The following is a 23,066-nucleotide window of genomic DNA, read 5'->3' on the forward strand; positions in this document are numbered from 1 at the left end:
TCGCTTAACTTTATTATTAAGTTTCCAAACATTGTTGGAATATCATCTGTTGTTGGTTCTATACCTTCATTTGCATACAGTTCATTTATTTTATCATATAAGGATTTTATAAATTTCTCAAATGTTATTAATGTATTATCTGACATATCAAGTTTTATTATTGGATATTCCTTAAATTCCCATTTGTCATATATGTATGTATCTTTAAATAATTCTTTTTCACCTTTAAATAGATAGTATAATGTTGATATTGTTAAACTCTTTCCAAATCTTCTTGGGCGTGAGAAAAAGTAAAACTTTCCACTGTTTATTAGATTATACAAATATTTTGTTTTATCTACATAAATATAATTTTCTTCTATTATTTCTTTATAATCCTGTACGCCTATTGGTAATTTTTTCATCAAGCCACCGCCTCCACATGTAAAAAATAACTTTTTCTCTTTATCATTTACATAAAATTTTTATGTTCTCAAAATAGCCACTAATACGGCTATTATAATTTAAAATTAACCCAAACGTTTCTTTTATAATGACAATATGGTTGCTTACCCGTTTTTTCATAATAATTTTGATGATAGTCTTCTGCTAAATAAAATTTTTTGGCCTCTGCTATAGATGTTTCAACTGGATATTTTTCTTCTAATTTCTTTTTCAATTTTTCTGCGATTTCCTTTTGTTTTTTATTAGTATAAAAAATAACACTTCTATACTGTGTTCCTACATCAGGACCTTGTCTATTATATTCTGTAAAATCATGTATTTCAAAAAAATATTTTATTAATTCCTCTTCAGAAATTACTTTCGGATCAAATATTACTTCTACAGTTTCAGCATGCCCAGTTCTTCCGGTGCATACATCTTCATAGGTAGGATTTTCCAAATGACCTCCCATATAACCAACTCTTGTTTCGGTTACACCTTCTAATTTTTTTAGTAAATGTTCTACTCCCCAAAAACACCCTGCTGCAAAATAAATTTTTTCAGTATTTTCTATTTATAACACCTCACTATTATAATTTAAAATTTGTCAATTTATAATAAATATTCTTACCTGACCCACATTTTTTCAATACTTTTTTCAACATATTCTTTTAATATATTTCTTGCCCTTCTTTCACCAACATTAAAAATTTTTTCAATATCCTTTCGTTTAATCTTACCATTTTTTAGAATAAAATCTAACACTTTTATAAAAGCATCTCTATTTTCGATAATTTTATATATAACAACTTTAAAATATCTTCCATCATCTATAAATTCCGGCTTTTTTAATCCATTTTTACTACATAATTCTATTATTCTTCTTATGCCTGTTCCCCATTGTTCTATATATCCAATTTCTTTAAAAAATCTAGCAATAACTTTATTTCTTATTTCTGAACGACCATCTTTTATTGTTTCTACATTTAAATTTCCTGGAAGGCCACCTGGTGATGTTACTTCAATTCTATTATCAAAAATTGCAAATTTTATATCAGAATTAATTGAATAGTCTCTGTGAACTACTGCATTCACAATTACTTCTCTAAGTACTTCTATTGGTACAATATATTTTTCCTCTCTAGCTAATCCTTTTATGATAACATTTCTTTCAATATAAATTTTTGCAAAATTTATCGCATCCTCAACAATTTTATATAAAGGTCCCGTAAATTCTTTGCTATCTATAAATTCATTTATATTATTTCCTTTAAATCTAGCACATTTTATTCCAGAGTATTCAAACTGTTCTCTCAACCCTAATATCAAAGCTCCACCAATTGTAAGATAAATTTTATTATTATATTTTTTTATAATTTTAAGATTAAACAATTTATTTTCATCCAACTTTTTACCTGTTAAATTCTCAAAATCCTTTTTTATTATATTAAAACCAATGTTATCTATTTCATAAAAAAATAATTCTTCATCATAAGAAATATTTAATCTTTCCCTTTCTAACGATTTTAATACTATATTATCTGCTACTCTTGTTGTTGATCAAATTCTTATATATGCTTTTTTTACATTTTCCTTTTCTTTCAAAAAATATGGTTTCATCTGACCAGGATATATTTCAACAATTAATAAGTTTTTACCTTTAATATTTTTTATATAAATTTCAGGAATAATTATAGGAACGCATTTTTCGGAAATTAAATTTGAAATTTTATCTTGTCAGTTTATATTTTCTATATTATTTATTATAACATATATTTATACACAGTTTTTATTTCAATACAATCACAAAAAATCCAATCTTCACTTTAAATATGTTATAATCAAAATATGGAGGTGAAAAAATGAAAAAATGTGGAAGAGATGTTTTGAAGTCAAATTGGAAAGATTTAGAGGTTGAGGTTCCAGATAGAAAAAAAGGAATTCCTATTCCACCGTATATTAAACCTTTTAATGAAAATGGGGAATTTGTTGATTTAATACCTGTTAAAAAGATAAAGTTAGGTAATGTTGATTTAAGAAATATTTTAGATAATAGAAAAAGTCGAAGAAATTTTAAAAGTATCTCAATAACATTAGAAGAATTATCATATTTACTTTATTATACTCAAGGTGTGAAAAATATTGTGAAAGACAAAGTGACTTTTAGAACAGTTCCTTCAGCTGGTGCAACTCATCCATTAGAAACGTATTTGTTGATTTTTAATGTTGGTGGTGTTGATAAAGGTTTATACAGGTATATACCAACCATACATAAACTTTTATTAATTAAAAAAGGAGATTTTTCTGAAGAAATTATTAAAGCCACGTTAGGTCAAACTTTTATTGGAAAAAGCGCTGTTGTTTTTATTTGGAGTGCTATTCCTTACAGAACAGAGTGGAAATATTCATTTGAAGCACATAAAACTATTGCTATTGATGCAGGACATGTTTGTCAAAATCTTTATTTAACAGCTGAATCTATAAATTGTGGCACTTGTGCTGTAGCAGCCTATGACCAAGAATTAATGGATAAATTAATTGGTGTTGATGGAAATAATGAATTTGTTGTCTATTTAGCTCCAGTTGGAAAGGTAAAATAAAATAGTGGAATAAGCTATGCTTATTCCACTATTTTATTTATTCTTTCAATGAAAAAATCTCTATCAATTGGAGTAAAAATTTCTTGTGGATATAAATATATATTTGCAAATATTTCATCTATTGGATCAATAACTAATTTTATATTTGTTCCATTTATATAATCTACAATCTCTTTTAATAATTTTATAGAAGTTTTATTATTGGTGTTTATTTTAAATTTCCATGTTTCTATTTTTTCTCCTTTTACTTCAAGAACTTCCATTTCAAAATTTCCCACAAAATCACTCCTTCAAAATATCGTATACTTTATCTATATTATTTTTAAATGTTGCTATAATTTCACCTTTTGATAGATCAAATTCCTTTTTAGATATTCCATAAATTTCCATTCCCGCTTCTTTAGCTATAAGAACACCTGCGGCTAAATCCCATGGTCCTAAACCATATTCCCAATAACCATCGATTTTTCCTTCTGCTAACATGCATAGTTCTCCTGCAGCACTACCTAATATTCTTACTTCATGTATTTCTTTTTGTATTTTAGAAATAGATTCATAGGCTTTTTTAAATAATTCTGGTTCATATGGCCATCCTGTAACAAACATAGACTCGGATAAATTTTTATCATTTTTTCTAAATAATTTTAATCCATTTAAATATGAACCTTTATTTTTTTCAGAATAATATAGTTTATCTGTTTCAGGTAAATAAACTACACCATATTTAATTTCACCATCATCAATCATTGCTATTGAAATTGAATAAAAATCCATTCCATGAACATAATTTAATGTACCATCTAAAGGATCTATTACAAATACTTTTTTACCGTGTTTTAATATTCTTTTATCCCCATTCCAATTTTCTTCAGCTAATATTATAGCATCTGGAAATTCATTCATAATGGTATTTATTATTAATTTTTGGGATTCTAAATCAGCTTCACTTACTAAATCAGATGATGATTTTTTTGTTTTAATATATTTTAATTTTTTCTTTTTCATTAAAAGTATTTCTCCAGCATCTTTTGCAGCTTTTATCATTACCTGCAAAATATCCATATTATCACCCCAATATTTCTCTTGATAGTAATTCCTTTTTTATTTTTTGAGAATATATATGAGCTAGTCTTGTTGGTTCTGGTATTTTATATCTACGCGTGTATTTTAATGTTATTTCTTTTACATCTTCTACTGTTATATAATTTCCAGGAGATACAAAAACAGGTTTTACATTTTCTCTTGTTCTCAGAACTATTCCAATTTTCTCATTATTTTTATCGTATAAATATGAATAGCATCCTTTTTTATTACATAAATCTTCATATTTTCCGTATAATCTTGATTTTGCTATTCCTATTGTTGGAATATTTATAAAAAACGAACCATGAGTGGCAATTCCCATTTTTCTTGGATGAGCAATTCCTTGACCATCAAAAAATACTATATCAGGTTTAGTTTGTAATTTATCCCATGCTTTTAAAAAAACTGGAAGTTCTCTAAAAGCTAATAATCCAGGAATATATGGAAATTCTATTTTTTGATAATGGTATACTAATTCAAGTTCGTTGAATTCTTCATCTATTACTATTATTATTGCTATACCATATTCTTTGTGAAAAGACAGATCTACTCCTGCTACTATTTTTGGAGTAAAATTAATTTTTTTTAATTCTAAATTTTTAATTAATTCATTTTGTATTTCAATACATTTTTTCACATCTAATTCTTCAAAGTCATGAATGTAATTAACTTTCATTTTCTATTAATACCACCACATATGCTTCTATTCCTTCATTTTTACCACCAATTCCTAAACCATTTCCGGATTTTCCTTTAATATTTATTTGTGACTTTTTTATTCCCATTAAATTTGAAAGAACATTTTTTATTTCCTCTTTATAATCATTCAGTCGCACGTATGAAGTGATTACAGTTGAATCTATATTTATTATTTTTATATTTTTAAGTTTTTCCATAGTTTTTTTTAATAGTATTTTACTATCTATATTTTTATACTCATTTGTTTCTGGGAAAAGTTCTCCAATATTTTCCATCCCCATTGCACCCAATAATGCATCTATAATAGAATGAATAAGGACATCCCCATCAGAATGCCCTTTTAACCCTTTATCAGAAGGTATTTCAACACCACCAATATATAATTTTTTATTTTTTTCAAATGGATGAACATCATATCCAAATCCTATTCTCACTATTTTAACCTCACGGGCATTACAATATACATATATGAATCATCTCCGACGGGTTTTATCATTGTTTGTGAGCTCTCGTTTGTGATATTTAGTTCTACTTCAGATGTTCCAATATGATCTATAGCTTCTCTTAAATATTTAGGTGAATAAGCAATTATAATATCTTCACCTTCTTTTTCAATTTCTAATTCTTCAACAGCTAAACCTACTTCAGGTGATTTAGCTGTTAATTCCATAATATTATCTTTTATTTCCATTTTTATTTGATCATTTTTTGCAGCAATTGAAACTCTTTTTAACACCTTTAGAAACAAATCTGTTGAAGTAATAACTTTTGTCTTAAACGCTTGAGGAATTATTCTTACATAATCAGGGAATGTTGCATCTACCACGTTTAAAATAATTTCTATATTGTCATCATCAAGAAAGAATAAAACTCTAGATCCATCAAAGAATAATTCTACTATTTCAGTTTTTGAACCTCTTAAAACATTTAGTAGTTCTTCCATACTTTTTAGCGATAATAAAAATGAAGGTGGAGTATTTAACATATCCATAGATAATTCAGATAATGCTAATCTATAACCATCTGCTGCTACTAGTGTAAGATATCCTCCTTCTCTAAAATCCCAATAAGTCCCATTCAAATTTCTTGACATATTTTCCGAATCTCTTAAAGCGCAAAATATTACTCTTTCAATCATAGATAATAATTTTTGTCTTTCAAATTTTATAATGCCCTCTTCTACTTTATTTGGAACTATTTCTGGAAATTCTTCTGGATCCATTGTAGGTAATAAAAATTCTGATTTACCGGCAATAACTTTAATATTTTTATTTTCTAAATAAATATCAATATTTTCAAAACTTAAATTTTTTATTATTTCAATAAAATTAGAAGCATCAACAACAAATTCTGGTTTTATTTCTACATCATCTTCAGTAGTTTCGAATAAAATTTCTTTTTCTTCTATATTTTCATTTTCCGAATCTTCGCTAACAAGTTCAAATAAGTCATCAGTTATTTTTTCTACTTTTTCAAAAATAATATTTTTAATCACACTATGGAATGCAGTTTGCAAATCAGTAGCATACATATGTAAATCATTATCTTTTACTGAAAATTTAAATCCAGAAAGCACTGGATTAGTAGTTTTTTTTGCGATAGCTTTAGAAGCCATATCCATTAAAGAATTTAATTTGCTTCTTTCTACTTGTAATTTATAAATCATATTTTTGCCTCCTCAATTATATTTTTTCTTTATATACTATTTTACAATAAAAAGTATATAAAAATCAAGTATTTAACAAAATTAGAGTATAATAAAAAAGATATTATGATTTAAAGTAAATATTATAAATTAATATTTTATCATTTATTATTATATTTAATGCAATTTATTTTTTATATTTTAAGAGTATGATGTAATATAACAACACATAATATTGAAATAAGGGGGAATTTTAATGATAACCGATAGACCGGTAATTCTTGGTCATAGAGGATATAAGGCAAAATATCCAGAAAATACTATTTTAAGCTATTTAAAAGCTTTGGAATTTGGTGCGGATGGTGTAGAGTTAGATGTTCAATTATCTAAAGATGGTGCTCTAATTATTCATCATGATGATAATTTTGAAAAAATAAATGGAGATAAAACTAAAATCAATGATTTAACTTCAAAAGAAATTAAAAAAATTAAAATCAACGGAGAACCTGTCCCAACTTTAGAAGAGGTATTTATAAAATTACCTGATTATGCTTATATTAATGTTGAAATAAAAGATATAAAAGCAACGGAAATGGCATTTAATACAGTAAAAAGTTTTAATGCTTTGGATAGAGTTTTATTTTCATCTTTTAATATAGAGGTATTAAAAACTTTAAGATTTTTAGATAAAAAAGCAGATTTGGGTTTGTTAATTGAAGAAAAAGAAATGATTGAGAAAATTATGCCTTTACATGAAGAAGTAAACTTTTATTCACTTAATTTACCTGTAGAAGGTATTGAAATGATAGGATTAAATAATTTTAAAACACTTATTTCAAAATATATGGAAGTAGGCCTTCATATTGTATTATGGACATTAAATGATATAAAAACACTTAAACATTTGGAAGGATATTTTGATGGATTAATAACCGATAATGTGGAATTAATTGTAAACTATTATAAAAAGTAAGGCTTTTGTAGCCTTACTTTTTTTGTATTACAGAAATATTCAATTTTACATTTTTAATCCATAAATCGGCCGATAATTCTCTATCATTAGCACTGCAATACGTCCAAAATACAACCCTTAAATAACTAACTTTTTTGTTTTTAGAAAAGTTATTTGCATTTAAAGAGATTTTAAATGGTTTATATATTGAAGCATATAATCTGTTTATCCACTCGTGTTTTTTAAATGGGTAAGCATCAGTACTCCATGCATAAGCTGTTCTTGAAATTTCTTTTTTGTTATCGTCTAAAAATATAAATATTATTCCAGCTATTGCATATTGATCTTCAGATAAATTTAAAGATTTGGATGTAAAACCCATTAATTCAGATGAAAAAGTAATTTTTGTATTGTTAAAAAAAGGTAGTTCAAAATCCATATATAAATTGTTTTCTGTATATCCATCTTTATGAATTCTTAACCAATTTTGATCATCTACAATATCTTCATATATTAAACTTCCATTTTCTTGTCTTCCACCCAACTTCCATTTTTTATAATCTTTTGGCATATTAAATTCATATTCGTATGTATCTTTTAGAAACTCAATTTTTATTATATTATTTTCTGGAATTTCAATAATTTTTTCATCTTGAACAAAAAAAGTTCCTTTTTCAAATTGAATAATTTTTCCGTCTATTACATTACCATTTATTAAATAGAATCTTTCACCAAAAACTATTAAAGAAAATACAAGCAAAGAAATAATAAATAATTTTTTCATTTCACCGCCCCCTTTCATTTTTATTATATCATATATCAAAAAATTCTAAATCTTCTTTTAATATATTTATTGCAATATCTTTGTCAATTGTCAAAATTACGCCAATAGGGGCAAAAATATAGTTTTTGTCAAAACCCACTTTTTTAATGCTTTTAGGTAATAGCTCGTTTGGATGTTTTTTATGCTCTCCTATTATAGATGTTAAAATTTTTTTATTAAATTTTGATCTTGTTAATACACCACCAGTTCCAAAGATATATTTAATAGATGTTAAATCTTTACCTTGAGCAATTGTTTTTCTTCCTAAAGGTGTATATATATATTTTTTCTTTCCAGCATGTCTTCTAATTCCTTCTATGAAACAATATTTAGCTAATTCAGCCATAAATTTTTCATTTTCTTCATTTTTAGGATATGGAGAAATTTCTTTTACCAATTCGTCATAATTTTTAAATTTATCTCTTAGTTTATGTTCGCCTATCAAATCAATGACAGTATGAGCATTTACGAAAACTCCCATATCACCTTCAACAGTTCTTTTAGCTATAGGTTCAGGACTTATCATAATACTTTGAATTTCCGGATCACCTTCAGTTACAGAATCAACATCAGTTGTTGCACCGCCAATATCTACAGTTAATACATCTTCATACATTTCACTTAATAATTGGGTAGTTCTCATAACTGCAGCAGGTGTTGGGATAATATTTTCATCTACATATTGCTCTATCTTTTCCATACCAGGGGCATGAATAATATGTTCAGCAAAAACCTCTTGTATTACTTTTCTTGCAGGTTCAACATTTAGTTGATCAACCTTTGGATAAACATTTTCTGTAATATATAGTTTTTTATTAGATAATATTTCTTTAATTTCATCCACAATCGCGATATTTCCAGCATAAATAATAGGAATATTTAGAGGTAAATCTCTTAATAATTCTGCATTATGTAATACTATTTCTTCTTCTCCGTAATCAACTCCACCAGCTAAAAAAATTAAATTTGGTTTTATTTCAAGTATTTTTCTTATGTGGGAATTTCTCATCTTGCCAGCGGTAATATATTTTATTACTCCACCAGCACCTAAAGCAGCTTCTTTTGATGCCTTTACAGTCATATCGTACACAAGCCCGTGAACAGTCATTTTTAATCCGCCTGCTGCTGAGGATGTAGCTAAAAATTTATTCCAGGATAGTTTTTCTCCTAGTTTTTTTTCAATAATGTTTATAGCTTTTTCTATTCCAATTGTTATATCGCCCTCATTTATAGTTGTATAATGTTCTCCTTGAGCTAATATAACAGGTTTTTTTGTATTTATTTTATCAAAAGCAGTTACAATGGTTGTTGTGCTTCCAATTTCTGCTGTTAATAAATCTATATTCATTATTTCACCTCGTGAACATATTCAAATAATCTATTTAATCCTTTTTCTAAAATTTCTATTGAATTTGCATAAGATATTCTTATAAATCCTTTAGCTCCAAAACCACTTCCAGGAATAACAGCCAATTTTTTTGTATTTAATAATTGGTTAGCAAAATTCATATCATCATTATCATATTTAGATATATTAATAAATAAATAAAATGCACCATATGGATAAACATATTCTAAGTCTATTTCCTTCATCTTTTCTATAACGAATTTTCTTCTTTCGTTAAATTTATTTATATAATAATCTATATTTACATCAAAAGCTGCAAGAGCTCCATATTGTGCAGGAGTATTAATATTAGAAGAAATATGACTTTGTATTTTTTTAATTTCTTTTGAAATATTTTTTGGTGCTACAGAATATCCAACTCTCCAACCTGTCATTGACCATGTTTTAGAAAAAGCATTTATAATTATAGTTTTTTCTTTTAATTCAGGGATTTGTGTTGGAGAATAGAATTCTCCTTCAAATACCAACTTTTCATATACTTCATCGCTTATTAGAAATATATTTTTTCCTTTAATTAACTCATATATTTCTAAAAATGTTTCTTTAGGATAAACAGCACCAGTAGGATTATTAGGGGAATTTATAATTATAGCTTTAGTTTTTTCACTTAAATAAGGTTTAATATCAGAGGCTTTAGGAATAAAATTATTTTTAAACTTAGTTGGAACATGAATAGGTATGCCTCTTGCCAATTTTATTTGAGCCTCATAACTTACCCATGATGGATCTAATACAATTACTTCATCTCCAGGATTTAATAAAGCTAATAATGTGTTATATAAAGCTTGCTTTCCTCCATTTGAAATAACAATGTTTTCTGGATTATAATCAGTATTCCTTCTAGAGTTAATAAAATTAGCTATTTTTTTTCTCAATTCTAGTATTCCAGCAGAATTAGTATATTTTGTTTTCCCTTCAATCATTGCTTTATAAGCACTATCAATAATTTCTTTTGGAGTAATAAAATCTGGTTCTCCAGCGGTCAATTTCACAACATCATATCCAGCTTTTTCCATTTCAATAGCTTTTGAATTTAATTCTAATGTTATAGATGGTTGAATACTTTTTACTATCTTCGAAATCAAAATAATCCCTCCATTTTGTATTATTATTTATATTTTACCCTTTTATGAAAAAATTTTCAATATCAAAATCAGCTCATTTTTGTTAAAAATTAAACAATATATTTTAAAAAAAATAAATGAGCAATCGCTTGCTCATTTATTCATAATATTCTATTTCTAATCCTAATTTTTCTAATTTTTCAAATAATTTTTCGTATCCTCTAAAAATATGATCTACATTATTTATTATTGTTTCTCCATCAGCAATCAATGAAGCTATTAATAAAGCAGCAGAAGCTCTTAAATCAGTTGCTTCTAACGGAGCACCAGATAATTTTGTAACCCCTGTTATAATAGCAGTATTCCCTTCTACAAATATTTTAGCTCCCATACGGTTTAATTCGTCTACATGATTAAATCTTGTTTTAAATACATTTTCTGTGATGGAAGATCTTCCTGGGATAAGACTTAGTAAAACCATTAATTGTGGTTGTAAATCTGTTGGGAATCCTGGGAATGTAGCAGTTTCAACATCAACAGGAGATAATTCTAATTTAGATATTCCATTTATGATTAATTTATTATTCTTTATTTCAAAATTAATTCCAATTTTCTCAAACACATCTAGTAAAGCAAAAATATGATCTTCAATAACATTATTAAGAATTATTTTTTGTCCTAAAATAGCCCCTAATATAGCATAAGTTCCAGCTTCTATTCTATCAGGAATAATTTTATATTCAGTTCCAGATAATTTTTCCACACCATGAATTTTTATATTAGAAGTTCCGTGTCCTTCTATTTTAGCTCCCATTGAAATTAAAAAATTACACAAATCTACTATTTCTGGTTCTTGAGCACAATTTGTTAAAATAGTTTCTGTATTATTTAATAAAGCAGCTGTAGTAATTAAATGTTCAGTTGCTCCAACACTTGGAAAAGGCAATGAAATATGGACTTTCTTTCCAGCACTAACAAATTTTGAATTTGTAAAACCATGTTCTATTTGAGAATCTATTCCTAGCTTATTTAATCCTTCTAAATGAAAATTAACAGGTCTAACACCAATTGAACAACCACCAGGTAAAGCAACTTTTGCATAACCGTTTCTTATAGTTAAAGGACCCAAAACATTAAAAGATGCTCTCATTCTTCTTACTGGACCATATGGTAGTACAGAATTTATATTTGAACATCCTTTTATTATTAATGATGATTCTTCCCATGTGATTTTCTTACCCGCTGTTTCTAATATTTCAATCATAGTATTTACATCAGCTAAATTTGGTATATTATGTAGAATTATGTCTTCATCTGTTAGCAATGTCGCCGCTAATATTGGAAGAGCAGAATTTTTAGAACCTGATATATCAATTTCCCCTTTTGCTTTTTGAGGGCCAATTACTTTTATTTTTCCCATACTTTCGATCTCCAATCTATGTTCCATTTTTTATCCTCCAATCTACATTAAGAAAAGTATTTAAATAAATCTTTTGTTGATGTTAAGTCTTTTGGTAAATAAAAAGAGTAAAATTCCAAAACAGAAGGTGATTTTAAAGAATTTACTAGTTGATACTTTATTCTATCAGAAATTTTAAATAATGTTTCTTCATCAATATCTGGTATAATAATAACAAATGTTTCTTTAGAATATCTTATTACTAAATCTAAAGGTAATCTTACATTATTTCTTAAAATTCTACCAATTTGCATTTCAGGACCTTTATGATAATCTCCGGTAAAATTTAAATCTTTTAATTCAGGAATTTTAATAATTATTAATCCATAATTATTTCCTTTTTCAAAAGCTGTTTCTAATAGTAAGAAAAAGACTTTATCAAAAAATTCTCTTGAATAAACTCTCGAAGATGGATCTATAAATTTTCTTTCAACAAATCCCTCTACAAAATCACTATAAGCATTTAATTCTTCTTTTGTAAGATTATTGTATTCCTCCAATAAAGAATTCATTTGCTCTAAATTATTTTTAAGATCATTAATTACTTCTTCTTTTTTTTGCAATTCTTCCTTCAATTTATTTTTCTCTTTTTCTAATCGAATTACCTTATTTTCAAAATCATTATTCATATAAATCCCCCCTGTTTTTTACCAATTCCAGCTCTTTTTTGCAGAATAAATAGTTATATTATTTTCTAAAAAATCATTAATAATATCCTCCACATTTTTTGAAAAATATACAACACTCTTTTCTTTGCTATTTTTTGGTAATTTTCTATAATATATTTTATAATTATCACCTAACCAACCAGTAATAATTATTGAATTTCTATATATTTCAGAAATAATATTCTTAATATCATTTTCTTTAATTATTTTCCAATTTAATTTTGGTAAATAATCACCGTTAAAAATAATCTTTTCTTCTATTGTATCATAAAAAAGATAATTTTGATTATCTTTTTTTGACATATAATCTATTCTTCCTACTTTTTGTTCTAATGATTTTTTTACTTCTTCATCATACTCTTTATCAAGATAAATAATGGGATAAAGTCCAGAAGTTTCAAATCCTCTTATCATGGTATATATAACCTGAGAAACAATATAAGGGGAACTTGCAATATAATTAAGAAAATTGTCAGAGTTTTTCTTTAAAGTCTTTAGATTTCCAAATATAATAAAATCATAACCTTTATCTATAATAAAATTTCCCAGTGCTTCTGAAAAACGATAAATAAGATCATATGAATTTAAAGCACCTAAGATAAAATAATCTAAATTTTCATCGACTTCTGTTAAATCTAACCAGTAGCCATTTATTATTTCTTGATTGGTTGAGTCAGTTAAAGAAGTATTTAAATAACCTATGAAATTTTCTCCATTGTATATGGGGATTTTTTCAGAAAACACCAATATAGAAAAACTAAGAATGAGAAAGATCAGATAATATTTTTTCAATAACAATAGCAACACCCTCTTCATCATTTGATGGAGCAATATTCTTTGTAATAGATTTTACTTTTTCCGATGCATTATTCATAGCGTAAGAATTTTTTGTTAAAGACAACATTGAAATGTCATTTTCGCTATCTCCAAAAATATATGCTTCCGATAAGTCAAAGTTATATATTTGAGATAATTTTTTTAAAGCATTACCTTTAGAGGAATCTTTATTTAAAAAATCAAGATATATATCAAAAGATCTAACTATATTTAATTTATGATCAAATTTAGAAATCATTTTTTTCTGGAATTCATCTAGAACTTCTTTAGAAGCAATTGTAAGTACTTTTGTTGGACCGTTTTTGCTTTTTAGAATATAATTTTCTAAATTATCAATTATTTTATAATCAACACCAGAATGTTTTGAATATTGTTTAATTTCTTCATTATTGTTATCCCCTATTAATTCATCATTTAAATATATTTGTACATGAATATTTTCTTTTTTTGCTTCTTGAATTATTTCTATAGAATATTCCTTTTTGATATCAGACTCAAAAACAACTTCTCCGGTATGTGAAACAACATAAGCTCCATTATATGAGATAATAGGAATATTATCTAAAAAAGATAAATATTTTTCTACAACTAATTTAGTTGATTTATACATTCTACCACTTGCAATAATAATAAAGTAACCTTTTTCAAAAAGGGCTTTAATGGCATTTATTGTTCTTGGTGTAATTTTTTCATTTGAATTCAACAATGTTCCATCTAAATCAAAAATAAATACCTTTTTTTTCATATTTTTCCCTCCACCAAATTATATCATATTAAATTAGAAAAATAAAAAAAATGGGGAATTTAATTCCCCATAATGGTGGAGTCGATGGGACTTGAACCCACGACCTCTACCGTGCCATGGTAGCGCGCTCCCAGCTGCGCCACGACCCCAAACCACGATTATTATATAATAAATTTTGTTAAATGTCAATATACTTTATTTTTAATTTCTATATAATCAATAACTCTGTCTATAGGTTTCACACTATGAATGTCATAATTTTTTGATTCTCCTACACCTTTAACGATAATTTTTATTTTATTATCAGATAATTCTAAAACAACGTATTCCAAAACTCCAAAAACAACTTTTTTCGTATTTGGAACAAATTTTTTGCGTGTTCCTTTATCAAAAGGAGCGCCACCACCACCTGTTGTTATATAAGTAATTCCATTTTTTTCAAATCTTTCATAACCATGCACATGCCCATTAAAAACTACTTTAACATTGTATTTTTCAAATATTGGTCTCCATAGTTTTTCTAATTGTGTATTTTGTTTTCTCCATGTATATGAAGAATTGTTCCAGAAAGGATAATGAAAAAAAATAAAACTATATTTTTCTTTATTTTTTTTCAAATCATTTATTAACCATTGAGTTTCTTCATTAAACATTTCAGAATTTAATGAAATTATAGAATCCAAAATAATAAAATGATAATTTCCATAAGAAAAACTATACCATCTTTTATTAAAATCGCCATCGCCTTTAGGTAAATCGAAAGCTTCATAATATGTTTGAGAATTTCTTTCGTGATTTCCTAAAACTGGATAGTAAAACGCATTTAATCCTTTAATTACATTAAAAAAATTATTCCAATATCTAATATCATTACCATTTTCTACCATATCCCCTACATTTATTATAAACTCTGGAGATTCTTTAATAATTTTTTCAATAACCATTCTATGTTGCTTATCATAATATCTAGTATCACCGTAGACAATAATTTTTAAAGTTTTTGATTTGTTATCTTTTGTGAAAAAATATCCTTTGTAATAATCATCATTCGTTATAACCTCAAAATTATATTTTCTTCCAGGGGATAAATTTTCAATTTTTAAATGAATTAAACCTGGTGAAATTTTGTTATATTTATTAATTAAAACATTTTCTTCATATAAATTGACTTGAATATTTTCATCTAATGTTTTAAAATTAATAGTAGCATATGTTTCACCTTGGTTGGTCAAATAAGGTGGCCATATAAATTTTGCCAATAAAAATGTAGATAAGATAATAATGATAAAAAATAAAATCATAACCCTTTTCATTATTTCACCACCTAAGGAGGATATTATGAAAAAATTATATATTTTTCTGTTTTTATTTTTATTATTATGGATTTTTCCAGTAGGTAATTTAATCTTACACTTTTTTGATTTAAATAATTTTATTATCATATTAACCAAAAGTAGAACACTGAGGATACTTAAATTTACATTAATACAATCAATATTATCAGTATTTTTTTCATTTATAATGTCGATCTTTCCGGCTTTTTATGTTTCGAATAATAGGAATACTTTAAGTAAATTGTTAGAAGATTCATTTTTTATACCATTCATTTTTCCACCTATTCCAACAATTATAGCATTTTCTTTATTATATGGTCCTAATGGAATTTTTTATAAATTATTTCATATTAATATACTTTATACCTTAACAGCTATAGTATTAGCTCATTCTTTTTATAATTCACCTATATTTGTAAAATATATATCAGATTCATTAAAGTCTATTCCAAAAAATTATATAGAAAATGCTATTATAGATGGTTCTAATAAATGGAACATTTTTAAAAAAATAACATTCCCACTAATATTACCTTCAATATTAAAAGCATCATTTTTAGTATTTACATATTCTTTTGTTAGTTTTGCAATAGTATTATCTTTAGGAGGGATAAAATATTCTACATTTGAAGTTGCAATATTTACAACATTAAGAAGTTCTTTGGATTTTTCAAAATCTCTTACTTATGCAATAATACAATTTTTGGTTTTGCTGATATTAAATTATATCATATCTTTGCCCAAAATTTATGAAATTAGTATAGATGAAAATTATAAATATAAAAACAATATTTTTTTAATACTTTTTTCCATATTTTATTTACTTTTTGAATATTCAGTGGTACTTACAGGAACGATATCAGGTTTTTTTGATTTTATAAATAATAAATTTTCTCTTAAAGGAATTTCTAATTTATTTTCTAAAGAATTAAATTTATATTATCCTGTGTTTAAATCATTGTATAACACTTTTTTATTATCTTTTTTATCAAGTTTAATAGTTGTATTTTTTACATATATGATTTTAAGAAATATAAAAACTCATAAACAAATGATATTATCCAATATTTTAGTAATATCTTCATTAGGTGTATCATCGGCTTTTTTAGCAATGGGTTTATTAACTTTAAACATTAATTATTCTATATCTTATCCAATTTTGCTAGGAATAGGTTATATAATTATTAGTGTTCCAATTGCTTATACGTTTTTACAACAAAGAATTTTATCTTTTGATTACTCTATAATAGAAGCCTCTAAAATTGATGGTTCAAACATTTTAAAAACTTTTTTCTATATAGAATTACCTATACTAAAAAACACTTTATTAGCAGTTTTTTTACAAATATTTGCTATTATATTTGGTGAGTTTACTATTTCTTATACTATGCAATCTATAGATTATTTTCCTTTAATATCAAATGTCAATTACGCTCTTTCAAATGCAAGATATTATTTAGAAAGCCAAGCATTGGCATCTATAACAATAATTATAATATTTATAATTTTTAATATTTCTTCTTTCTTAAATAAAGAACAATAATAATTTTTTGAAGATAAAAAGAAAATATGATATAATACCAAAAAAAGAATATTAAGGAGTGTTTATATGGATATACTATCTTTTAAAGATAAAGTTCTTGAAAAATTAAAAGAAGTAGAAGAAAAACTTGCTGACACAAATGTTACTTCTAACCTTGAGCAATTACAACACCTTGGCAAGGAACATAATAGATTATCAACTTTAAGAGATTTATTTGAAAAATTAGAAAGTACTATAGAAGATAAAGAAACATTGGACATCCTTAAACAAGATGAAGAAATTGATGAAGAAGAGTATCAATCCATGATTCAAGAAGCCGAAAGAAATATAAAAAAATATAACTTAGAAATATTAAGTCTTTTAATTCCTGGTAATGAAATTAATGAAAGAAATATAATTATGGAAATTCGAGCAGGAACTGGTGGAGAAGAAGCTGCGCTATTTGCTTCTGACTTAATGAGAATGTATTTAAGATATGCTGAAAATAACAATTGGAAACACGAAGTATTAGAATTAAGTGATACTGGAATAGGTGGTACCAAAAATGCGGTTATAAAAATAAAAGGAAAAGGGGTTTTTGGAAGATTAAAATATGAAAGTGGAGTTCATAGAGTCCAAAGAGTTCCGGTAACAGAATCTGGAGGTAGAATTCACACTTCAACTGCTACTGTAGCTGTTTTACCTGAAGCGACAGATGTTGATGTAAAAATAGATGATAAGGATTTAAGAATAGATACATATAGAGCTGGTGGGGCTGGAGGACAACATGTTAACAAAACTGAATCTGCTGTAAGAATTGTGCATGAACCCACAGGTATAGTTGTTACATGTCAAAATGAACGCTCTCAACATCAAAATAAAGAAGCTGCTATGTCAATTTTAAGAGCTAAATTATATGAAGAAGCTTTAAGGAAACAACAAGAGGAATTAACCTCAAAAAGACGTTCTCAAATAGGAACTGGAGAAAGAAGTGAAAAAATAAGAACATATAATTTCCCACAAAATAGAGTTACAGATCATCGAATAGGTTTTACTTCTTATAGACTGAACTTCATATTAGATGGAGATCTTGATGAAATTATAGATAAATTAATGGAATGGGATTTAAACGCAAAGTTAGAAAATCTAGAACTTTAAGGGGGAGATAAAGTGAAGATTTATTTTGATGTTTTTTACAAACTTTCCTGGATATTAACTTTTATTACAGGATTTTCGTCAGTAGTTTCATCTTTAAAAGTCAATGGTTTTTTTCTTTTCTTTTTTACACTAATGACATTAATTCAACTTGTTGGAACATATTTATTTTCTAAGGAAAAAGATGGTATAAAAATTTTCGTTCATTATTTTAGTATTGTCATATTAGCAATGTCTTTTTTAATTTCAACATCTATAATAAAAATGAATGTATATGTATTTATTTTGTATTTTGTTTTTTATAATTTAATGTTGTCTTATATTTTAAATAACTATTTTAAATTCTTTGAAGACAAAGATCATCTTTCAAAATTATTCAAAACTCTTAATTTGAATTATTTTGATTTTTTTGATACACAAATTCATATAAAACTTTTTAATAACAAAAAAGGTATTATACCAAAAGGAGTTTCAGCTGTTGGACCTTATTCGCCTGCACTTCTAAAAGATAATGAATTATACGTTTCTGGACAAATTCCTATAAACTTTGAAACTAATGAAATTCCTAAATCTTTTGTGGAACAATCTAAGCAAGCAATGGAAAATTTAAAAGATGTTTTAAGTGAGGCTGGATTTTCTTTTAAAGATGTTGTTCAAGTTAGCGTGTTTATAACAGATATGGAAAAATTTGGGGAGTTTAATGCTATATATGAAACTTACTTTAAAAAACCTTATCCTGCAAGATTTGTTGTTGAAGTTTCTAAACTTCCTAAAGGTGTTGATATAGAAATAGCGTGTATAGCAAAGAAATAATATAAAAGGGGTGATTATATATGATTAAAATTATACTTCCAGATGGTTCCGAAAAGATGTATGAGAAAGGTGTCTCTGCTGCAGATATTGCTAAAAATATTTCAGAAGGTCTTTATAGAAAAGCTTTAGGTGCATTGGTAAACGGTGATTTATATGATTTAACAAGACCTATTGAAAAAGATTCTACAGTTAAAATTATTACAGATAAAGATCCTGAAGCACCTGTAATTTTTAGACATACTATAGCACACATTATGGCTCAAGCAGTAATGAGAATATATGGTAAAGATGTAAAATTGGCAATTGGGCCAGTTATAGAAAATGGATTTTATTATGATTTTGATTTAGAAGAAAAAATTTCAGAAGATGATTTAGAAAAAATTGAAGCAGAAATGAAAAAAATAATAAAAGAAAATTTACCTATAGAAAGATTCGAAATTTCAAAAGAAGAAGCTAAAGAATTATTTAAAGATCAACCTTATAAGCTAGAATTATTGGAAGATATTGAAGATGATACAGTTACATATTATAAACAAGGTGAATTTTTCGATTTATGTAGAGGACCACATCTACCATCAACTGGAAAAATAAAACACATTAAGCTTTTATCTGTTTCAGGAGCGTATTGGAGAGGTAATGAAAAAAATAAAATGTTACAAAGAATATATGGTACTGCATTTGCAAAAAAAGATCAATTAGATGAATATTTAAAAATGTTAGAAGAAGCAAGAAAAAGAGATCATAGAAAAATAGGACCAAAATTAGATTTATTTATGTTTGAAAACGAATTAGCTCCTGCTATGCCTTTCTTCTTACCTAGAGGAGCAAAAGTTATAAATGAATTATTGGAATTTTCTAGAGAATTGCATAAAAAATATGGTTATGAAGAAGTTATAACTCCTTTAATAATGAATATAAAATTATGGCATCAATCAGGACATTGGGATCATTATAAAGAAAATATGTATTTTACAGAAAAAGATGAAACTCAATATGCTGTAAAACCTATGAACTGTCCTGGGCATATATTGATTTATAAATCAAAAGTTTATAGTTATAGAGACTTACCAATTAGAATGTCAGAATTTGGTAAAGTTCACAGATATGAAAGAAGTGGCGTTGTACATGGATTATTTAGAGTTAGATCATTTACTCAAGATGATGCACATATTTATTGTACAAATGAACAAATAGAAGATGAAATTATAAAAGTTATGGATTTTACAAATGAATTATATAGTGCTTTTGGGTTTGAATATGAAGCGGATTTAAGTACTATGCCAGAAGATCATATGGGTGATGAAAAAACATGGGAAGTTGCTACGGAAGCTTTAAGAAAGGCTTTGGAAAAATCTGGTGTTAATTATAAGGTTAATGAAGGTGATGGCGCATTTTACGGACCAAAAATAGACTTTCATATAAAAGATTCTATTGGAAGAAAATGGCAATGTGCTACTATTCAGTTAGATTTTCAAATGCCAGAAAGATTTGATATACATTATGTCGACCATAACAATGAGTTACAAAGACCTGTTATGATTCATAGAGCAATTTATGGTTCAATAGAAAGATTCTTTGGTATTCTAATTGAAAATTTTGCTGGTGCTTTTCCAACTTGGTTATCTCCAGAACAAGTAGCAATAATTCCAGTTTCAGACAAATATGTTGAAGCTGCTAAAGAATTATATAATAAATTAGATTCAGAAGGCCTTAGAGTAACAGTTGATACATCTAATGCTACTGTTGGATATAAAATTAGAAATGCTCAAATGTTAAAAATACCATATATGATTGTTATTGGAGAAAAAGAATTAGAAACAAAAAAATATAACGTAAGAACAAGAGAAGGAAACACTGTCGAAGATTTAGAACTAACTGATTTCATAAAAACTGTTAAAGAAGAAATCAAAAATAGAAGTTTAAAATTAAGTTATTAAAAGTTATTATAAAAATACTTCCCCACAATTTTTTCAAATTGTGGGGATTTTTTAATCTGTTTCAAGGGAAGGAGTTAAATCTATTGAATCTAATTTTTTAGAAAATATTATCACGTCTAATAATATCAAAATAGCCAATACTATGAATAATATATGAACTTCGTATTTATCAACTAAAAATCCCATAATAGCCATACCAACAGGTGTTGCTGCTTGAAATAAAACTCCAATGACAGAAAATATTTTAGATCTTTTTTCATTGGGGATAATCCTTTGAAAAAAAACAGAAATAGGTGTGTTTACAAATGCATTTGAAATCCCCATAAAAGTTATTATGCTCCCAACTATTAAAAAGATTTTCCAAATCGAAAAATATCCTCTAATTCGTGGTATTAAAAATATTGCTAATAGTAAATTTAATCCAACCATTCCATATATTCCATTTTTTAATAATTTTCTATTTTTACTTTTTGAAAAGAATATAGCTAAAATAATATTCCCTAACATTATTCCTAAAGTCCACATTGTTTCTAACAATCCATATTGCTGTGGCGAAAAACCTATTACTTCTCTAAATGTGTATGGAAACAAAACAACAAACATCGGATTAAACAAGAAATTTAAAAATATAGCCATGATCATTAAATTTCTTAATACGGTGCTTTCAAAAATAAATTCAATAGCATCTTTTATATCTTTATAAAAAATTTTTAAATTTATTTTAGATGATAAATTACTCGTTTTTTTGTATTTTATAAACATTTCGCTCAAAGCAGATAGTATAAAAGATGTTCCATTAAATAGAAAAACCCACTTCATTCCAAATAAACCATATATAACGCCACCCAAAACAGGTCCTATTATCATTGATGCACTACTTAAACTTTCTGTTGTTGAAACTGCTTTCATTAAATCCTTTTCAGGGACTAAATCTGGGATCATAGCACTTGTTGCAGCTCCAAACAAACTATCAAATAACGATATTATTACTTGCATTGCAAATAATATACTTAATGTAATATAATCGTTAAATGTCAAATAAGCCATAAATAATATTATTGCTCCTCTGAAATAATCCATTATTACCATAATATTTTTTCTATTAAATCTATCCCCCAGAACTCCTGCAAATGGTGCTATTATTAAAGCTGGAATCATACTTATCATTGCAAATAAACCCATTTGAGTTCCTGAGCCTGTTAAATCAAGAATAAATAATGGCATTGCAACCATTTGAATTCCACTGCCGATTAATGAAACAATTCTACCTAAGACAAAAAGTAAAAAATTGTTTTTTTGTATTTTATTCACTTTATCACTTCCTAAAATTGATATCTTTTCAATTCAATTAATATTTCTTTTAAGTTTTCCATTTCTTCAAAACCCTCATAATACGAAAAGTTTTTTCTTTTGTAATTTTTTCTAATTTTTTTGTTCATAGGAACACCTCCTAAAATCGGTATTTTTTTGACTCAATTAATATTTCTTTTAAATTCTCCATCTTTTCAAAAACTACATAAGATAATTTTATTTCTTTCACTTTTTTTAATTTCTTATAATCACCCCGAAAAATTTTTATTCACACTTTTATTCCTTTAAAATTTTTAAAGTCAAATTTTAAATTTCGAATATATTATATCAATTTTTTTAAATAATGTCAAGTGGTATTTTGATTTTTTTGATTAAAATGTATATATTTTACAAAATAATACTCTATATATTCAATATATTTAATTTCGAATTTAATAATTTTAAAATAAATGTATTTTATTATAACCCAATAAAAAACTCCAGCGATTTCGCTGGAGTTTATATTTTCTCTATAACATAATCATCAATATTCCTCTTTTCAGAATCTATGTTTATTCCTATTAAATATATTTCATTTGAATTATTCAT

The 23,066-nt window shown here is 25.9% G+C and carries 23 protein-coding genes, 1 tRNA gene and 1 pseudogene; 6 read left to right on the top strand and 19 right to left on the bottom strand.

The window, feature by feature from the left end; genetic code table 11:
* From ACYQ44_RS08800 to ACYQ44_RS08815, 4 genes and pseudogenes are all read right to left on the bottom strand, one after another.
* Nucleotides 1–404 (bottom strand): AAA family ATPase (locus ACYQ44_RS08800; RefSeq protein ID WP_459996623.1); only part of this gene is annotated, 404 nt, incomplete at its 3' end.
* 92 nt (nucleotides 405–496) lie between these two features.
* Nucleotides 497–985, bottom strand: a pseudogene (gene msrA, locus ACYQ44_RS08805) (peptide-methionine (S)-S-oxide reductase MsrA); the annotation flags it as partial.
* A gap of 65 nt (nucleotides 986–1,050) precedes the next feature.
* On the bottom strand, nucleotides 1,051–1,830 hold the full coding sequence (locus ACYQ44_RS08810; RefSeq protein ID WP_459996624.1) for an ATP-binding protein: 780 nt from the start codon (nucleotides 1,828–1,830) through the stop codon (nucleotides 1,051–1,053).
* Nucleotides 1,831–1,983: 153 nt separating this feature from the next.
* Nucleotides 1,984–2,151 (bottom strand): AlbA family DNA-binding domain-containing protein, encoded by a 168-nt coding sequence (locus ACYQ44_RS08815; protein WP_459996656.1) that lies wholly within the window; start codon nucleotides 2,149–2,151, stop codon nucleotides 1,984–1,986.
* A 134-nt stretch (nucleotides 2,152–2,285) separates the two neighbouring features.
* On the opposite strand from ACYQ44_RS08815, the gene ACYQ44_RS08820 reads away from it, so the two are divergent.
* Nucleotides 2,286–3,023 (top strand): SagB/ThcOx family dehydrogenase, encoded by a 738-nt coding sequence (locus ACYQ44_RS08820; RefSeq protein ID WP_459996625.1) that lies wholly within the window; start codon nucleotides 2,286–2,288, stop codon nucleotides 3,021–3,023.
* Nucleotides 3,024–3,043: 20 nt separating this feature from the next.
* On the opposite strand, the gene ACYQ44_RS08825 is transcribed toward ACYQ44_RS08820, so the two are convergent.
* The 5 genes from ACYQ44_RS08825 to dnaN are packed head-to-tail and all read right to left on the bottom strand — an operon-like array spanning nucleotide 3,044 to nucleotide 6,471.
* Entirely contained in the window at nucleotides 3,044–3,301 is a 258-nt protein-coding gene (locus ACYQ44_RS08825) for a hypothetical protein (protein WP_459996626.1), read from the bottom strand.
* A 4-nt stretch (nucleotides 3,302–3,305) separates the two neighbouring features.
* Nucleotides 3,306–4,085 carry an inositol monophosphatase family protein gene (locus ACYQ44_RS08830; RefSeq protein WP_459996627.1) on the bottom strand — a complete coding sequence of 260 codons (780 nt, stop codon included), beginning with the start codon at nucleotides 4,083–4,085 and terminating at the stop codon, nucleotides 3,306–3,308.
* 4 nt (nucleotides 4,086–4,089) lie between these two features.
* Nucleotides 4,090–4,782, bottom strand: a complete 693-nt coding sequence (nfi, locus tag ACYQ44_RS08835) for an endonuclease V (protein WP_459996628.1) — start codon at nucleotides 4,780–4,782, stop codon at nucleotides 4,090–4,092.
* The gene (gene ispF / locus ACYQ44_RS08840; RefSeq protein WP_459996658.1) at nucleotides 4,772–5,242 is read right to left on the bottom strand and encodes a 2-C-methyl-D-erythritol 2,4-cyclodiphosphate synthase; all 471 of its coding nucleotides are present in this window, start codon (nucleotides 5,240–5,242) and stop codon (nucleotides 4,772–4,774) included. Before ispF ends, nfi begins: the two co-directional genes overlap by 11 nt.
* The gene (gene dnaN / locus ACYQ44_RS08845; RefSeq protein ID WP_459996630.1) at nucleotides 5,239–6,471 is read right to left on the bottom strand and encodes a DNA polymerase III subunit beta; all 1,233 of its coding nucleotides are present in this window, start codon (nucleotides 6,469–6,471) and stop codon (nucleotides 5,239–5,241) included. The genes ispF and dnaN overlap by 4 nt, the downstream gene beginning before the upstream one ends.
* A 235-nt stretch (nucleotides 6,472–6,706) precedes the next feature.
* On the opposite strand from dnaN, the gene ACYQ44_RS08850 reads away from it, so the two are divergent.
* Nucleotides 6,707–7,423, top strand: a complete 717-nt coding sequence (locus ACYQ44_RS08850) for a glycerophosphodiester phosphodiesterase family protein (protein ID WP_459996632.1) — start codon at nucleotides 6,707–6,709, stop codon at nucleotides 7,421–7,423.
* A gap of 13 nt (nucleotides 7,424–7,436) precedes the next feature.
* Here ACYQ44_RS08850 and ACYQ44_RS08855 read toward each other — a convergent pair whose 3' ends face one another.
* From ACYQ44_RS08855 to ACYQ44_RS08895, 9 genes are all read right to left on the bottom strand, one after another.
* Nucleotides 7,437–8,186 carry a hypothetical protein gene (locus ACYQ44_RS08855; protein WP_459996634.1) on the bottom strand — a complete coding sequence of 250 codons (750 nt, stop codon included), beginning with the start codon at nucleotides 8,184–8,186 and terminating at the stop codon, nucleotides 7,437–7,439.
* A gap of 28 nt (nucleotides 8,187–8,214) precedes the next feature.
* Nucleotides 8,215–9,573 (bottom strand): GlmL-related ornithine degradation protein, encoded by a 1,359-nt coding sequence (locus ACYQ44_RS08860; RefSeq protein ID WP_459996636.1) that lies wholly within the window; start codon nucleotides 9,571–9,573, stop codon nucleotides 8,215–8,217.
* Entirely contained in the window at nucleotides 9,573–10,718 is a 1,146-nt protein-coding gene (aspC, locus tag ACYQ44_RS08865) for an aspartate aminotransferase (RefSeq protein WP_459996638.1), read from the bottom strand. Before aspC ends, ACYQ44_RS08860 begins: the two co-directional genes overlap by 1 nt.
* A gap of 136 nt (nucleotides 10,719–10,854) precedes the next feature.
* On the bottom strand, nucleotides 10,855–12,117 hold the full coding sequence (gene murA / locus ACYQ44_RS08870; RefSeq protein WP_459996661.1) for a UDP-N-acetylglucosamine 1-carboxyvinyltransferase: 1,263 nt from the start codon (nucleotides 12,115–12,117) through the stop codon (nucleotides 10,855–10,857).
* A 47-nt stretch (nucleotides 12,118–12,164) separates the two neighbouring features.
* The gene (locus tag ACYQ44_RS08875) at nucleotides 12,165–12,785 is read right to left on the bottom strand and encodes a diguanylate cyclase domain-containing protein (protein WP_459996640.1); all 621 of its coding nucleotides are present in this window, start codon (nucleotides 12,783–12,785) and stop codon (nucleotides 12,165–12,167) included.
* A gap of 18 nt (nucleotides 12,786–12,803) precedes the next feature.
* Complete coding sequence (locus tag ACYQ44_RS08880; RefSeq protein WP_459996642.1) at nucleotides 12,804–13,616, bottom strand: hypothetical protein; 813 nt, start codon at nucleotides 13,614–13,616, stop codon at nucleotides 12,804–12,806.
* Nucleotides 13,582–14,406 (bottom strand): HAD family hydrolase, encoded by an 825-nt coding sequence (locus tag ACYQ44_RS08885; RefSeq protein WP_459996644.1) that lies wholly within the window; start codon nucleotides 14,404–14,406, stop codon nucleotides 13,582–13,584. Before ACYQ44_RS08885 ends, ACYQ44_RS08880 begins: the two co-directional genes overlap by 35 nt.
* A 73-nt stretch (nucleotides 14,407–14,479) precedes the next feature.
* Nucleotides 14,480–14,555: transfer RNA gene (locus tag ACYQ44_RS08890), tRNA-Ala, on the bottom strand.
* Between the two features lie 36 nt (nucleotides 14,556–14,591).
* Nucleotides 14,592–15,719, bottom strand: coding sequence for a metallophosphoesterase family protein (locus ACYQ44_RS08895; protein WP_459996646.1), 1,128 nt, complete (start codon nucleotides 15,717–15,719; stop codon nucleotides 14,592–14,594).
* A 25-nt stretch (nucleotides 15,720–15,744) separates the two neighbouring features.
* On the opposite strand from ACYQ44_RS08895, the gene ACYQ44_RS08900 reads away from it, so the two are divergent.
* The 4 genes from ACYQ44_RS08900 to thrS all read left to right on the top strand — a co-directional run bounded on the left by ACYQ44_RS08900 (nucleotide 15,745) and on the right by thrS (nucleotide 21,167).
* Nucleotides 15,745–17,283, top strand: a complete 1,539-nt coding sequence (locus tag ACYQ44_RS08900; protein WP_459996648.1) for an ABC transporter permease — start codon at nucleotides 15,745–15,747, stop codon at nucleotides 17,281–17,283.
* Nucleotides 17,284–17,355: 72 nt separating this feature from the next.
* Nucleotides 17,356–18,420 (top strand): peptide chain release factor 1, encoded by a 1,065-nt coding sequence (gene prfA, locus ACYQ44_RS08905; RefSeq protein WP_459996662.1) that lies wholly within the window; start codon nucleotides 17,356–17,358, stop codon nucleotides 18,418–18,420.
* A gap of 12 nt (nucleotides 18,421–18,432) precedes the next feature.
* Nucleotides 18,433–19,230, top strand: coding sequence for a RidA family protein (locus ACYQ44_RS08910; protein WP_459996650.1), 798 nt, complete (start codon nucleotides 18,433–18,435; stop codon nucleotides 19,228–19,230).
* A gap of 20 nt (nucleotides 19,231–19,250) precedes the next feature.
* Entirely contained in the window at nucleotides 19,251–21,167 is a 1,917-nt protein-coding gene (thrS, locus tag ACYQ44_RS08915; protein WP_459996652.1) for a threonine--tRNA ligase, read from the top strand.
* Nucleotides 21,168–21,218: 51 nt separating this feature from the next.
* Here thrS and ACYQ44_RS08920 read toward each other — a convergent pair whose 3' ends face one another.
* Complete coding sequence (locus tag ACYQ44_RS08920) at nucleotides 21,219–22,478, bottom strand: MFS transporter (protein WP_459996654.1); 1,260 nt, start codon at nucleotides 22,476–22,478, stop codon at nucleotides 21,219–21,221.
* Nucleotides 22,479–23,066 lie beyond the last annotated feature (588 nt).

Source organism: Marinitoga arctica, from assembly GCF_054657315.1.